The organism is Cryobacterium sp. M23 (genome assembly GCF_002929655.1).
Classification (GTDB): domain Bacteria; phylum Actinomycetota; class Actinomycetes; order Actinomycetales; family Microbacteriaceae; genus Cryobacterium; species Cryobacterium sandaracinum.
Window position 1 is genome coordinate 70456 of sequence record NZ_PJJV01000072.1, and the last position, 13173, is coordinate 83628.

Consider the following 13173-nt stretch of genomic DNA (forward strand, 5'->3'; position numbering starts at 1 on the left):
TGATCGCCGAGCGCGCCACCGGCACGATCGACGCAGCGACCACCGGCCCCGGCCTTGGCCACGATTCTCTGCGCAAGGCGGCACCGGCACCTCGGCTCCCGCGTCCCGACCGGTTCCGGCTGCCGCGCGGCCTGCGCGCCGAGACGGGTGCAGCCACCGCCGAATACGCCGTCGCCACGATGGCGGCGGTCGGATTCGCCGGCCTGCTGATCGTCATCCTGCGCGGCGACGAGGTGCGCGGCATCCTGACCGATCTGGTGCGCAATGCGCTTTCCGTGGGGTAGCCGCCGGCCGGAAGGGCACTCCGACGGGCACTCCGACGACGCCCCGAGCGCCCGAAGCCGCGCCCGAAGCCGCGCCCGGCGCCGCCCCGGCCCCAGGGACCGCCCCCGCGACCGCGGCAGCGTCACCGCCGAGTTCGCGACGGTCGTTCCGGCTGTACTGCTCGTGCTCGCCTGCTGCCTGGGCGCCCTACAGATGATCGGCCAGCAGGTGCGCCTCACGGATGCCGCGGCCGACGCCGCCCGGTCCCTCTCCCGCGGCGACAGCGTCGACCGGGCCTCTGGGCTGGTGCAGCGGGCGGTGCAGGGGGCCTCGATGACCCCGGAGCGCCGGGGTGAGTTCGTCTGCGTAAACCTGCGCGCACCGAGCTCGTTCGGCGCTTTCGCGGCCTTCGGCCTCACGCTCCGGGCCGGGTCCTGCGCGCTCGGCGGTGGCCGGTGAGGCCCCGCCGGGGGAGGTCCCGGACCCTGACTTCCCGGGCTGTGCGGCGGCGGACCGTGACTCGCCGGGCTCTGCGGCGGCGGCACTGGTCAGCACCCGAGCGCGGCTCGGGCACGGTGCTTGCTGTCGGGGTGCTGGGCGCGGTCATGCTCCTGACGGCGGTGCTGCTGCCGCTGTTCGCCGCGCTGGTGGTCGGCCAGGCGGTGCAGGGGGCAGCGGATGCCGCGGCGCTTGCCGCCGCCGACACCGCCTCGGGCGCCGTGGCCGGCGTTCCCTGCGCGGCGGCGGCCGAAGCCGCGAGGCTGAATGGGGCATCCGTCACCGTCTGCACGGTGGAGGGGCTGATCGCATCGGTGACCGCGGTGCGCGGCTACCTCGGGTTCGAGCTGGGCGCGCAGGCACGGGCCGGGCCGCCCGATTCGCCCGGCGGCCCCGCCGGCTGACCACGTCTCAGCGGGCGCGAAAGCCACGGGCGGCTCAGTCGAAGAGGGCCTCGATGTAGCGGTAGTCCACGGCGGTGGGTCGATCCGGGAATTTGCTGGAGTCGAATTCGAGGCCGGAGCCGCGTAGATAGAGGTAGCGCTTGTTGCCGTCGGCAGGAATCTCGAGTCGCGGCCGCGGATCGCCGGATTCCAGGAACTGGGTGGTGACTGTCTTGCCTTGGAGGGGGCCGTCCGTGAGCTTCGCAGTGTACGTGCCCGTCGCTGAATTCGCCATGCTCCAATTGTCTCCGCCAGCGCAGGCCTGGCAACCCCCAATGGTCTCGCGCGGCGTGGTCGATTAGGCAGGCACCATATTGAAGTGTGTATGGTGTGCCATGGCCCACTTGGACCCGTACCTATAAAGAGGAGTCTGGTGCCAGGCACTAAGAAGCTGGTCATTGTCGAATCGCCGACGAAGATGAAATCGATCGCCGCGTATCTGGGCGACGGCTACGAGGTCTTGTCCTCGGTCGGCCATATTCGCGACTTGATCGAGCCCAAGAACCTGCCACCCGAACTGAAAAAGGGTCCGCTCGGCAAGTTCTCGGTCGACGTGGAAAACGGTTTCGAGCCGTACTACGTCGTGTCCGACGCGAAGAAGAAGACCGTGGCCGAACTCAAACGGGCCATGAAGAACGCCGATGAACTCCTGCTCGCAACTGATGAGGACCGCGAAGGCGAGGCCATCGCCTGGCACCTGCTGCAGGTCCTGCAGCCCAAGGTGCCGGTCAAGCGCATGGTCTTCCACGAAATCACCAAGGAAGCCATCCTTCAGGCGAAGGACAACACCCGCGACCTCGACACCGCCCTCGTCGACGCGCAGGAGACCCGGCGCATCCTCGACCGTATCTACGGCTACGAGATTTCCCCCGTGCTTTGGCGCAAGGTCGGCCCGGGCCTGTCCGCCGGCCGCGTGCAGTCCGCGGCCACCCGCCTCGTCGTCGAACGCGAACGCGAGCGCCTCGCGTTCGTGTCGGCCGGCTACTGGGACCTCATCGCCCAGCTCGCTACCGGCGCGTCCCGGGCGGATTCCGCGTTCCAGTCGAAGCTCGTGCGCCTGGGCGGAGAGCGCATCGCCTCCGGCGGCGACTTCGACGACCTCGGCCGGCTGAAACCCAAGGTGACGGCGGTCACGCTCGACGAGGCATCCGCCCTCGCCCTGGCCACTGCCCTCAAGGAACCATCGGTCGCCCTGACCGTGACGAAGGTGACCGCCAAGCCCTACCGTCGTAGCCCGGCCGCGCCCTTCACCACCTCGACCCTGCAGCAGGAGGCGGCCCGCAAGCTGCGCTTCACCGCCCGCCAGACCATGAGCGTGGCCCAGTCGCTCTACGAAAACGGGTACATCACCTATATGCGAACCGACTCGCCGTCGCTGTCGCAGCAGGCGATCACGGCCGCGCGCACCCAGGCGGCGGCGCTCTACGGCCCCGAAACGGTGCCCGACAAGCCCCGCCTGTACAAGGGCAAGAGCAAGAACGCTCAGGAGGCGCACGAGGCGATCCGTCCGTCCGGTGACACGTTCCGCACCCCTTCGGCGCTCGCATCCACTCTGCGCGGCAACGACTTCAAGCTCTATGACCTGATCTGGAAACGCACCGTCGCCTCGCAGATGGCGGATGCGACCGGCTCGACCGCGTCGGTGACCATCGCGGCCGGGCCGACCGGCACGTCCACGCACCCCGCGACATCCGGGGTGCTCGCGGAATTCGCCGCCAGCGGCACCGTGATCACGTTCCGCGGCTTCATGCTGGCCTATGAGGAATCCCGTGACGAGGAGCGCAACGCACCCACCGACGCCACCGAGTCCAAGCTGCCGCCGCTCGAAGAGGGCCAGAAGCTGACCCTGCTCGACGTGGAAGCCAAGGGCCACGAGACCACCCCGGCCGCCCGCTACACCGAGGCGAGCCTGGTGAAGAAGCTCGAGGAGCTCGGCATCGGCCGCCCTTCGACGTACGCGTCGATCATCTCCACGATCACCGAGCGCGGCTACGTCACCCCCCGCGGCCAGTCGCTGGTGCCCAACTGGATCGCCTTCTCCGTCGTTCGCCTGCTCGAGGAGTACTTCTCCGACCTGGTCGAATACGACTTCACCGCCGAGATGGAAGACGACCTCGACCGGATCGCCGACGGCAAAGCCGACCGGGTGGACTGGCTGACCAGCTTCTACTTCGGTTCCGACAAGCACCGCGGCCTGCGCCAGGTCATCGACAACCTCGGCGAGATCGATGCGCGCTCGATCAACTCGATGCCCATCGGCGACGACATCACCCTGCGAATCGGCAAGTACGGTCCCTACCTCGAGGTCATCGACCCGGGCGCGGCACCGGATGCCCCGCCGCGCCGGGTGAACATCCCGCCGGACCTGGCCCCCGACGAGCTGACCCCGGCGAAGGCCCGCGAACTCATCGACGCGCCGGTCATCACCGACCGCGTGATCGGCGAGAACCCGGAGAACGGCAAGCGGATCGTGGCGAAGGACGGCCGGTTCGGCCCCTACGTCACCGAGCTGGAGCCCGAGGTCGAGGTCGTCGAACCCGGCGAGACCATCGACCCGGTCACCGGCGAGGTGACCCTGCTTGCCGATTCGGCCGCCGCCGAGGCTGCCTCCACGACCAAAACGACGGCCGCGGCCGCGAAGCCCAAGCGCAAGCCCCCGGCGAAGAAGGTCGCCGCGGTGAAACCGCGCACGGCCTCGTTGTTCAAGACCATGGACCTCGCCACGATCGACCTCGACACGGCCCTGCATTTGCTCGCCCTGCCGCGCGTGGTCGGCCTCGACCCGGAGACGGGCGCGGAGATCACGGCCCAGAACGGCAAGTTCGGCCCGTATCTCAAGAAGGGCGTGGACACCCGGTCACTGACCAGCGAGGACCAGATCTTCGAGATCGATCTGGCCGGTGCGGTCGACCTGTACGCCCAGCCCAAGTACGGCGCCCGGCGGGCGTCGAGCGCGCTCAAGGAGTTCGAGGCTCCCGACCCCGAGAGCGGCAAGGCGGTCAAGATCAAGGACGGCCGGTTCGGCGCCTACGTCACCGACGGCATCACCAACGCCACCATCCCGAAAGCCGAGACGGTGGAGGAGGTCGACTTCGACCGCGCCGTGCAGCTGCTCGCCGACAAGCGCGCCAAGGGCCCGGCCGTCAAGAAGGCGCCGGCGAAGAAGGCCCCGGCCAAGAAGACGGCGGTCAAGAAGGCCCCGGCGAAGAAGGCGGCGGTCAGGAAGGCCCCGGCTCGGAAGTCGGCCGTCAAAAAGCCGACTCCGTCGGGTGCCACCACGACGGTGCGCGCTCTGCGCACCCCGGCTCAGAAGGCCGCGACGGCGGCCAAGGCTGCGGCGACCCGGGCGGCCACCGCGGCCGCGAAGGCCGCGACCCAGGCGTCGTCGCTGTCGTGACCCGAGAAGCTCCGGAAGCCGTGACCGGTCCCGCCGCTGCCGGGCTGTTCATCACCCTCGAGGGTGGTGACGGGTGCGGCAAGACGACCCAGTCGGAGCTTCTCACCGACTGGCTCCGGCAGAGCGGGCGCACCGTGCTGCGCACCCGCGAGCCCGGCGGAACGGATGTCGGCGGCGCCATCCGTGAGATCGTGCTGCACCACCGCGGTGAGATCGCACCGCGGGCCGAGGCGCTCCTCTACGCCGCCGACCGGGCCCAGCACATCGCGACCGCGGTGCGGCCGGCGCTCGCCCGAGGCGAAGTGGTGATCCAGGACCGCTACCTGGACTCATCCGTCGCCTACCAGGGTGCCGGACGGGTGCTCGACGCCACCCCGGTGCGTGATCTGTCGCTCTGGGCGGCGGAGGGACTGTTGCCCGCGCTGACCGTGCTGCTCGACCTCGACGAGACCGTGGCGCGCGGCCGCCTCGACGCTGAGAACAAGCCCTTCGACCGGCTCGAGGCGGAGAAGAGCGACTTTCACCGCCGGGTGCGCGCCGCGTTCCTCACCCTGGCCGACGCCGAGCCGGAGCGGTTTCTGGTCGTGGACGCCGGGCGTCCGGTGGCCGAGATCGCCGCCGTCATCCGCGACCGGGTCGCCGCGCTGCTCTAGGGATGGTGTGAACGGATGTCCGAGGCCGCCGCGGCCCGGCGGCCCGCCGCTGCGGCGGCATCCGTTTCACGCGCGGGCTCGCCGTGCGCCGTGCGCCGTGCGAATTCGACGGAGATTTTGGCCCTGGACCCCGTTTTCGGCCCCAAACCGGCCGTTTTCGGCAAAATCTCCGGCGAATTGGTTCGGCACCAGGCGCGGTGCTGCGCCGGCTGGACGGAATGCGCCGACTGGACGGGCTCTGCCGGGGGCGCAACCAGCGGACGGCGCCGGCTGGACGAGCTCTAAGCCCTCTGTCACCGACGAAAGGTACTCTGGTCCGATGACTGTGTGGGATGGCCTGACGGGTCAGGCGAGAGCGATCGCGATCTTCCGCGCGGCGGCCGAACGTCCGAGTGGCGGAGACGCCGAGGCGCGCGCCGGGTCGGCCATGACGCACGCCTGGCTGATCACCGGGCCGCCCGGTTCGGGCCGCTCCAACCTCGCGTTCGCCTTCGCGACCGCGCTGCTCAGCCCCGGCACCGAGGCCGGCGACGAGAGCGCCCGCCGCCTGGTCGACGCCCGGACGCATCCCGACCTGACCGTGCTCTCCACCGAGGGCGTCATCATCAAGATGGACTCGGTCAAAGAGGCCGTGAAGCGCTCGCAGTACTCACCGTCGGTGGGCCGCTACCGGGTGGTCGTGGTCGAAGACGCCGATCGCATGGTCGAGCGTACCTCCAACGTTCTGCTCAAGGCTTTGGAAGAGCCGCCGGAGCGCACCGTGTGGATCCTCTGCGCTCCCAGCGAGGCTGACCTGCTGCCCACGATCCGGTCCCGCGTGCGATCGGTGCGGTTGCGGGTGCCGAGCATCGACGACGTCGCCGAGCTGCTCGTGGCCCGGGACGGTGTCGACCGGGCCACCGCCGAACGGGCCGCTCGGGAGGCGCAGAGCCACATCGGCATGGCCCGCCGCCTGGCGACGAACCCCGAGGCGCGAGCGCGACGCGAGGAGACCCTGCGGGCGGCCCTCGGCATCCGCGGCGTGTCGGCGGCGGTGAATGCGGCGGCCCGGCTGCTCGCCATCGCCGGTGACGACGCGAAGGCGATCACGCTCGAGCGCGACGCCGCCGAGCGTGAGGGCGTGTTGCGCTCCCTGGGCGTCGAGCCGGGACAGTCGGTCCCGCCCGGCCTGCGCAGCCAGATCAAGGCCCTCGAAGATGACCAGAAGCGGAGGGCCACCCGCAGCCTCCGCGACGGGATCGACCGCATCCTGGTCGACCTCACCTCGCTGTACCGCGACGTGATCATGGTGCAGCTCGGCCGGGAGACCAGCGTCATCAACCGGGAACTCCTCACGGAGGTGCGGGCGGCGGGAGCCGTCTGTGCGCCCGCCGCCACGCTGTTCACCCTGGACGCGATCGCCCAAGCCCGGCAGCGGATCGAATCGAACGTGGCGCCGGCGCTGGCCCTCGAGGCCATGCTCGTATCGGCAATCCGCCGGTGACCGAGAACACGTCCCAGAAAAGGGGAATCCGTTGACCAGACGAACTCGCGTGCGCACCCTGTCGGCGCGTGCCAGGGCCACCGCCCTGGCACTGGTGCTCGCCATGGGCCTCAGCGGCTGCGTGCCGCTGTTCCTGCCGGAGCAGGCGCCGACCTCCTCGGTCCCGACCGGGGAGAAGGTCGACACCGACCTCGAACCGTTCTATGACCAGGTGCTGAAGTGGGCGGACTGCGACTCCGGCCTGCAGTGCACCACGGCTTCGGCGCCGCTCGACTGGGCCGACCCGGGCAGCGGCGAGACGGTCGACCTGGCGCTGGTGCGGCATCCGGCCACGGGCACCCGGGTGGGTTCCCTGCTGGTCAATCCCGGAGGCCCCGGCGGCTCCGGTTACGACTTCGTGAAGGATTCCCTCGACTACGCCACGGATGCGAAGCTGCAGGCCGGTTTCGACGTCGTCGGTTTCGACCCGCGAGGGGTGGGCCGTTCCTCGGCGGTGAGCTGTTACGAACCGGCTGAGATGGACGAGTACCTCTACGGCCTGCCCGCCGCGGTGCGGGGGAGCGACGCCTGGATCCAGGAGCTGTCGACGGCCGCCGTCGACTTCGGGGCCGCCTGCCAGGAGAATACCGGCGCCCTGCTCGCACACGTCGACAGCCTCAGCGCAGCCCGCGACCTCGACCTGCTGCGCGCCGCGCTCGGTGACGAGAAGCTCAACTTCCTCGGCTACTCCTACGGCACCTTCCTCGGTGCGACCTACGCGGACCTCTACCCCGAGCGGGTCGGACGCCTCGCCCTCGACGGCGCCCTCGACCCGTCCACCGGCAACGCCGATGTGACCCGGGTGCAGGCCACCGGGTTCGAGAACGCGCTGCGCTCCTATCTGGCCGACTGCCTGGCCGGCGAGGAGTGCCCCTTCGACGGCACCGTCGACGAGGCCATGACTACCATCGGAGCCCTGCTCGCCTCGGTCGACGTCAGCCCGATCACGGCCACCGACGGCCGTCGACTCGGCGCGAACACGCTGCTCACCGCCATCATCTACCCGCTCTACCAGGCCACCGCGTGGCCGAACCTGAGCGAGATGTTCGCGAGCGTTCTGCAGGGCGACGCCGACATGGCCTTCCAGTTCGCGGACGGCTACAACGGCCGGTCCGCCGACGGCACCTACCGCGACAACGCGACCGAGGCCTTTCTGGCCATCAACTGCGTGGACTACAGCTACAACGACGATCCCGCCTCGATGCGCGCGCAGGCCGCCGAGATCGAACAGGCCGCCCCGACGATCGGCAAGTACATGGCGTTCGGCGACATCGGCTGCGCCAACTGGCCCTACCAGTTTGACGGGGAGCGGTCCGAGATCGCCGCCGAGGGGGCCGACCCGATCCTGGTCATCGGCACCACCAACGACCCGGCCACACCCTATGTGTGGGCCGAGAACCTGTCGGAGCAGCTCGCCAGCGGCCACCTCGTCACCTTCACCGGCGAGGGGCACACCGCCTACAACAAATCGAACGACTGTGTGAACTCGGCCGTCGACGACTACCTGCTGAAGGGCACGGTGCCGGCCGAAGACCCGATGTGCTGAGCATCCGCCTGGCTGCAGATTTGCGCGCTGTGTAAGAATTGAGGCATGTCGCTGCACCACGAGGAACCGGGCCTACGCGAACGTAAGCGGCTCGCAACGCGACGCGCCATCCAGCGCGCCGTGTTGACGCTCTCCTGCGAGCGGGGGCTCGAAAAGGTGACCGTCGAGGACATCAGCCGGCTCGCCGACGTGTCGCCGCGCACCTTCTTCAACTACTTCCCCTCGAAGGATGCCGCGCTGGTCGGCGACGAACTCGACCTCGCGTCCGAAGAGCAGATCGAGGCCTTCGTGCACGGCGGCCGCGATGGGGACATCCTGGCCCAGCTGGCCGCGCTGCTCTCGGTCAGCCTCAGGAACACCGAGGGTGACCGGGAGATCCACCAGCTGCGGCGTCAGGTCATGAAGGAGAATCCCTACCTGTTCGGGATGCGGATGGCCACCCTGCGCAACTTCGAGGGTCGACTGCAGGAGATCGTCACCCGGCGCTTCGTCGTCGACCACCCCGAGCTCGGCGCCGGCTCGGCGCAGCTTGAGCAGCGGGCCCTCCTGTTCACCCTGGTGGCCGTGGCTGCGCTCCGCCACGCCTGGCGGTGCTGGGCCGACTCCGACGCGGCCCGCCCCCTGGCCACGCACGTCGCGGCATCCTTCGCGGACCTGTACGAGATGACCCTGAAGACCAGCTAGACTGTGTAGCTGTGTCCGAGGTTTTCCGAGAGGAATAATCGTGACGCCGCCTTAGCTCAGTCGGTAGAGCGTCTCACTCGTAATGAGAAGGTCATCAGTTCGATTCTGATAGGCGGCTCCATCTCAACGCAGGCAGCCGTGGCTTTCGCTCGCGCCGCGCACACCCCGCACGCGAGTGCGCACCGCGAACTCACCCGAATCGCGCAAATGGGCGTTGGGCTCGTGGCCGGGACGAAATCTGCCGCCTCATCGACCGAAGTCGCCTCACCCGCGTGGTCGCCAACCGCAACCTCGCGGAAAGCCACTTGGTGCAGGCGCGCACGCACGCGGCGCGGCTCATCGAGCTGATACCGCCCTACTGACTAACTGAGCCCGCAACCTGAGGCTGACTGAGCCGACCGGGGCATCCGTCGTCACGTAAACGCGGAGATTTTCGGGAAACGCCGGTTCTACGGCCCGGCCGAGCGGCGTGTTGCGAAAATCTCCGGAGTTACCGTGCTGTCCCCACGGATGCCCGGTGCCGGGCATCCGGGCCAGGTCGCCGGGTCGTGACGGGCTCGACCGCCGGCCGCACGCGATCGCTAGGCTGATCCCATGACCGACACAACCCGCACAGACACTATTCGCTGGGGAATCCTGGCCACGGGCGGGATCGCCCACGCATTCACGAACGACCTCGTCCGGAACGGTTTTCAGGTGCAGGCGGTCGGTTCCCGCTCGCAGGCGTCGGCGGATGCCTTCGCGGCCGAGTTCGGCATTCCCACGGCTCATCCGAGCTACGAGGCCCTGGCCGCGGACCCGGATGTCGATATCATCTACATTTCGACCCCGCATCCGTTTCACGCAGAGAACGCCAAGCTCGCCCTGAATGCCGGCAAGCATGTTCTGATCGAGAAGCCGATCACCCTGAACGGCGCCGAGGCCCGCGAGGTCGTCGACCTCGCCGCGACCCTGGGGCTGCTGGTGCTCGAGGGAATGTGGACCCGGTTCCTGCCGCACATGGTGCGCATCCGCGAGATCCTCGCCGAGGGCACCCTCGGCGACGTGCGCACCCTGATCGCCGATCACACCCAGGACCTGCCGGATGACCCGGCGCACCGGCTGAACGCCATGCACCTGGGCGGCGGGGCGCTCCTCGACCTCGGCATCTACCCGCTCACCTTCGCGTCCGAACTGTTCGGACGCCCCGAGACGATCCTCGCGACCGCCACCTTCAAGGCCACCGGCGCCGACGCGCAGATCGCCACGACCTTCCGCTACGCGGGCGGGCAGATCGCCCAGACCCTGTCGGCCAGCAACACCACCGGCCCGAACACGGCCACCATCCTCGGCACGCTGGGCCGCATCGACATCGACCGGGTCTGGTACTCGCCCACGGACTTCCGGGTGCTCAACAGCGCCAACGAGGTCATCGAGACCTTCACCGCCGAGATCAACGGGCGCGGCATGCACTACCAGGCGGCCGAAGCGGAGCAACTGATCCGGGCCGGCAAGATCTCGAGCGACATCCTGCCGGTCGAGGAAGTGGTGGCGATCATGGAGACGCTCGACCTGGTGCGCGCGCAAATCGGCCTGCGGTACCCCGGGGAGTAAGCGGGAGTCCGTGCGCTGTGCTCCGGTCGATAATCTGACCAGTAGAGCGGGAGGGGGGCAGAATGGCGCTGCGTGGATCCCGTGGTGGTGTCACGAACCGGCCTCACCGCCCCCACACGTGGCCGTTGCGGCTCCTCGGCGCGCTGGTCGCGTGCTCCGTCGTCGAGCCGCTCGAGTTCGTTCCGCCCGTCGGATGACGCCACCCCCCGTTTTGGGGTGGTCGTACTCGGTGGCGTTGGTCCGTCGGCCCATGACGGCTCGGCTAGCGTGTACGCAACGGGAGCGGGGGATCCGATGCACGCCAACGCGCACGCGGATCGAATCGATGACCGCTCCCTTCGCCATGCGCGGCTCGGCCGCTGGATCCTGTGGCTGATGTGGGTGCTGCTGATCGGTTACGCGATCGGCCTGTTCGCCGCCTTCGGCCCGGTTTTCACCGGCTCCTTGTCGCTAATCACTGCGGGGCTCCCGGCCCTGCTCTGCTGGGCAGCCGCGCTCTGCGCGGAGCGCGGCCGCACGCAGCTGATTCTGGTGTCGGCCGCGATGACGGCCTTTACCCTCGGCAGCACCTATTACCTGCTCGCGGGCGCGGCGACGCTTTCGTTTCCGTCTCCGGCCGACATCGGTTACACGCTTTTCTATCCGCTGATCCTGGCCGGACTGGCTGTCCTGGTCCACCGTCAGCGTGGTGAAATACCCCGGTCGGTCCTGGTGGACGGAGCCATCGGGTCGCTTGGCGCGGCATCCGTGCTGGCCGTGTTGCTCAGCCCGGTGATTGCATCCGCGGGTGTCTGGCCGCCCTCCCCGGCCGCCCTGGTGTCCGCCAGCTACCCTCTGCTCGATCTGTTGCTCGTGTCGGTCATCACGGGGATTGCCGCCGCCCGCGGACTCGACGTGGGCCGACGGTGGGCGCTGCTGGTGCTCGGGCTCCTGATCTTCGCGGCAACCGACGCCGTCTACGCCTTCCAGGTTTCCGCCGGAACGTACACCTTCGGTGAGCCGTTGGATGCGGGCTGGGCGCTCGGCCTCACCCTCATTGCGGTCTGGGCGTGGGACTTGGCTCGGCCCGGTGTCACCGCCCGGCGCCCCCTGAGCGGCGTGTGGACCCTCGCGGTGCCCGGGGCAGCCACGATCGCCGGAATGGCGGTGCTCGTCCTCGGCACGCAGGTGAAGATCTCCACAGGCGCCGTGCTCCTCGCAGGCGTGACCCTGGTGCTCGGGACCGTGCGCACCCAGCTCGCCTCCCGGCAGATCGGGCGGATGGCCGACCTTCACCGCCAGGCGAGCACCGACGACCTGACCGGGCTGCCGAACCGGCGCGCCCTCTACGCCGAGGCATCCGCTCACCTCATGTCCGGGGACGGCCACCGGTGCGCCCTGCTGCTCCTGGATATCGACCGGTTCAAGGAAGTGAACGACAGTCTCGGCCACGACGTCGGCGATCTGCTGCTGGTGCAGGCCGGATCGCGCCTGTTCGATCAGCGACGACCGGGCGATCTTCTCGCCCGGCTCGGCGGCGACGAGTTCGCGCTTCTGATCCAGGACGCCGGCCATGACGAGGCCGTGGCGGCGGCCGTGCGGCTGCGGGCGGTCCTGGCCCGGCCGTTCACGCTGGAGGGCATCGCGATCGAGTCCAACGTCAGCATCGGCATCGCCCTATTCCCCGACCAGGGCGACACCCTCAAGGTGCTGCTGCGCAAGGCCGACATGGCCATGTACAAGGCCAAGACCTCCCGCAGCGGGCACCACGTCTTCGTCTGCTCCGACGACGATCACGGCGACTCCAGGCTGCGGATGATGGAAGACCTGCGCGGCGCCCTCGCCACCGACGAACTCGTGCTGCACTACCAGCCCAAGATCGAGCTGGCCACCGGGCACGTGCACGGTGTGGAGGCGCTGGTGCGCTGGCAGCACCCGAGCCGGGGTCTGCTGCCTCCCGACGCGTTCCTGACCCTGGCCGAAGACGTCGGGCTCATGCGCGACCTGACCCGGATCGTGCTGGGAAAGGCGCTCGACCAGGCCGCGGTCTGGCGTGCGCAGGGAACACCGCTGACCGTTGCGGTCAACATGTCTCCCAGCACCCTGATCGAGTCCGATCTGCCCGCACGCATCGCCGCCATGATCCAGGTGCGGGGGTTGTCGGCCGCCGACCTGATGCTGGAGATCACCGAAGAGTTCCTGATGGAAGACCGGGCCAGGGCCAGGGACATCCTGATCCGCCTGCGGGAGAGCGGCATCCGCATCGCCGTGGATGATTTCGGCACCGGCTACAGCTCCCTCGCCTACCTCCGGGACCTGCCGATCGACGAGCTCAAACTCGACAAGTCCTTCGTGTTCCCGATGGCCGACGACGCCAGGGCCGCGGCCCTGGTGGCCTCGATCATCGCGCTCGCGCACAGCCTCGGCGTGCGCATGGTGGCGGAGGGCGTCGAGGACGCCGTCGCCTACGCCGAGCTGACCCGGTACGGCTGCGACGAGGCCCAGGGCTTCCACATGTCCCGCCCGCTTCCGGCCGCGGCACTGGATGCCTGGCTCGCCGCCCGGCACGCGCCGGCGGCCACGCGCTAGCCACG

At 69.4% G+C, this 13173-nt stretch carries 11 protein-coding genes and 1 tRNA gene; 11 read left to right on the forward strand and 1 reads right to left on the reverse strand.

Annotated elements, in window-relative coordinates; translation table 11 throughout:
- The first annotated feature begins 119 nt into the window (after window positions 1–119).
- Genes CXY82_RS09845 through CXY82_RS09855 form a run of 3 tightly spaced genes read left to right on the forward strand, consistent with a single transcriptional unit; the run spans window position 120 to window position 1166 of the window.
- Window positions 120–284 (forward strand): DUF4244 domain-containing protein, encoded by a 165-nt coding sequence (locus CXY82_RS09845; RefSeq protein WP_233191137.1) that lies wholly within the window; start codon window positions 120–122, stop codon window positions 282–284.
- Window positions 265–723, forward strand: coding sequence for a TadE family protein (locus CXY82_RS09850; RefSeq protein ID WP_104170786.1), 459 nt, complete (start codon window positions 265–267; stop codon window positions 721–723). Before CXY82_RS09845 ends, CXY82_RS09850 begins: the two co-directional genes overlap by 20 nt.
- A 56-nt stretch (window positions 724–779) precedes the next feature.
- The gene (locus CXY82_RS09855; protein WP_233194002.1) at window positions 780–1166 is read left to right on the forward strand and encodes an Rv3654c family TadE-like protein; all 387 of its coding nucleotides are present in this window, start codon (window positions 780–782) and stop codon (window positions 1164–1166) included.
- A gap of 34 nt (window positions 1167–1200) precedes the next feature.
- Here CXY82_RS09855 and CXY82_RS09860 read toward each other — a convergent pair whose 3' ends face one another.
- The gene (locus tag CXY82_RS09860; protein WP_104170787.1) at window positions 1201–1440 is read right to left on the reverse strand and encodes a hypothetical protein; all 240 of its coding nucleotides are present in this window, start codon (window positions 1438–1440) and stop codon (window positions 1201–1203) included.
- A 138-nt stretch (window positions 1441–1578) separates the two neighbouring features.
- Between CXY82_RS09860 and topA the strand changes: the two genes are divergently transcribed.
- From topA to CXY82_RS09905, 8 genes are all read left to right on the forward strand, one after another.
- The gene (topA, locus tag CXY82_RS09865; protein WP_104170788.1) at window positions 1579–4602 is read left to right on the forward strand and encodes a type I DNA topoisomerase; all 3024 of its coding nucleotides are present in this window, start codon (window positions 1579–1581) and stop codon (window positions 4600–4602) included.
- The gene (gene tmk, locus CXY82_RS09870; RefSeq protein WP_233199283.1) at window positions 4599–5255 is read left to right on the forward strand and encodes a dTMP kinase; all 657 of its coding nucleotides are present in this window, start codon (window positions 4599–4601) and stop codon (window positions 5253–5255) included. The genes topA and tmk overlap by 4 nt, the downstream gene beginning before the upstream one ends.
- 319 nt (window positions 5256–5574) lie before the next feature.
- Window positions 5575–6738 (forward strand): DNA polymerase III subunit delta', encoded by a 1164-nt coding sequence (locus CXY82_RS09880; RefSeq protein WP_104170791.1) that lies wholly within the window; start codon window positions 5575–5577, stop codon window positions 6736–6738.
- A gap of 31 nt (window positions 6739–6769) precedes the next feature.
- On the forward strand, window positions 6770–8323 hold the full coding sequence (locus CXY82_RS09885) for an alpha/beta hydrolase (RefSeq protein ID WP_233199284.1): 1554 nt from the start codon (window positions 6770–6772) through the stop codon (window positions 8321–8323).
- 45 nt (window positions 8324–8368) lie between these two features.
- Window positions 8369–9007: a TetR/AcrR family transcriptional regulator gene (locus CXY82_RS09890; RefSeq protein WP_104170792.1), complete on the forward strand. Its 639-nt coding sequence runs from the start codon at window positions 8369–8371 to the stop codon at window positions 9005–9007.
- A gap of 45 nt (window positions 9008–9052) precedes the next feature.
- A tRNA-Thr gene (locus CXY82_RS09895) sits at window positions 9053–9128 on the forward strand.
- A 473-nt stretch (window positions 9129–9601) separates the two neighbouring features.
- Window positions 9602–10600, forward strand: coding sequence for a Gfo/Idh/MocA family protein (locus CXY82_RS09900; protein ID WP_104170793.1), 999 nt, complete (start codon window positions 9602–9604; stop codon window positions 10598–10600).
- A 267-nt stretch (window positions 10601–10867) separates the two neighbouring features.
- Window positions 10868–13168 (forward strand): bifunctional diguanylate cyclase/phosphodiesterase, encoded by a 2301-nt coding sequence (locus CXY82_RS09905; protein ID WP_146069102.1) that lies wholly within the window; start codon window positions 10868–10870, stop codon window positions 13166–13168.
- Window positions 13169–13173 lie beyond the last annotated feature (5 nt).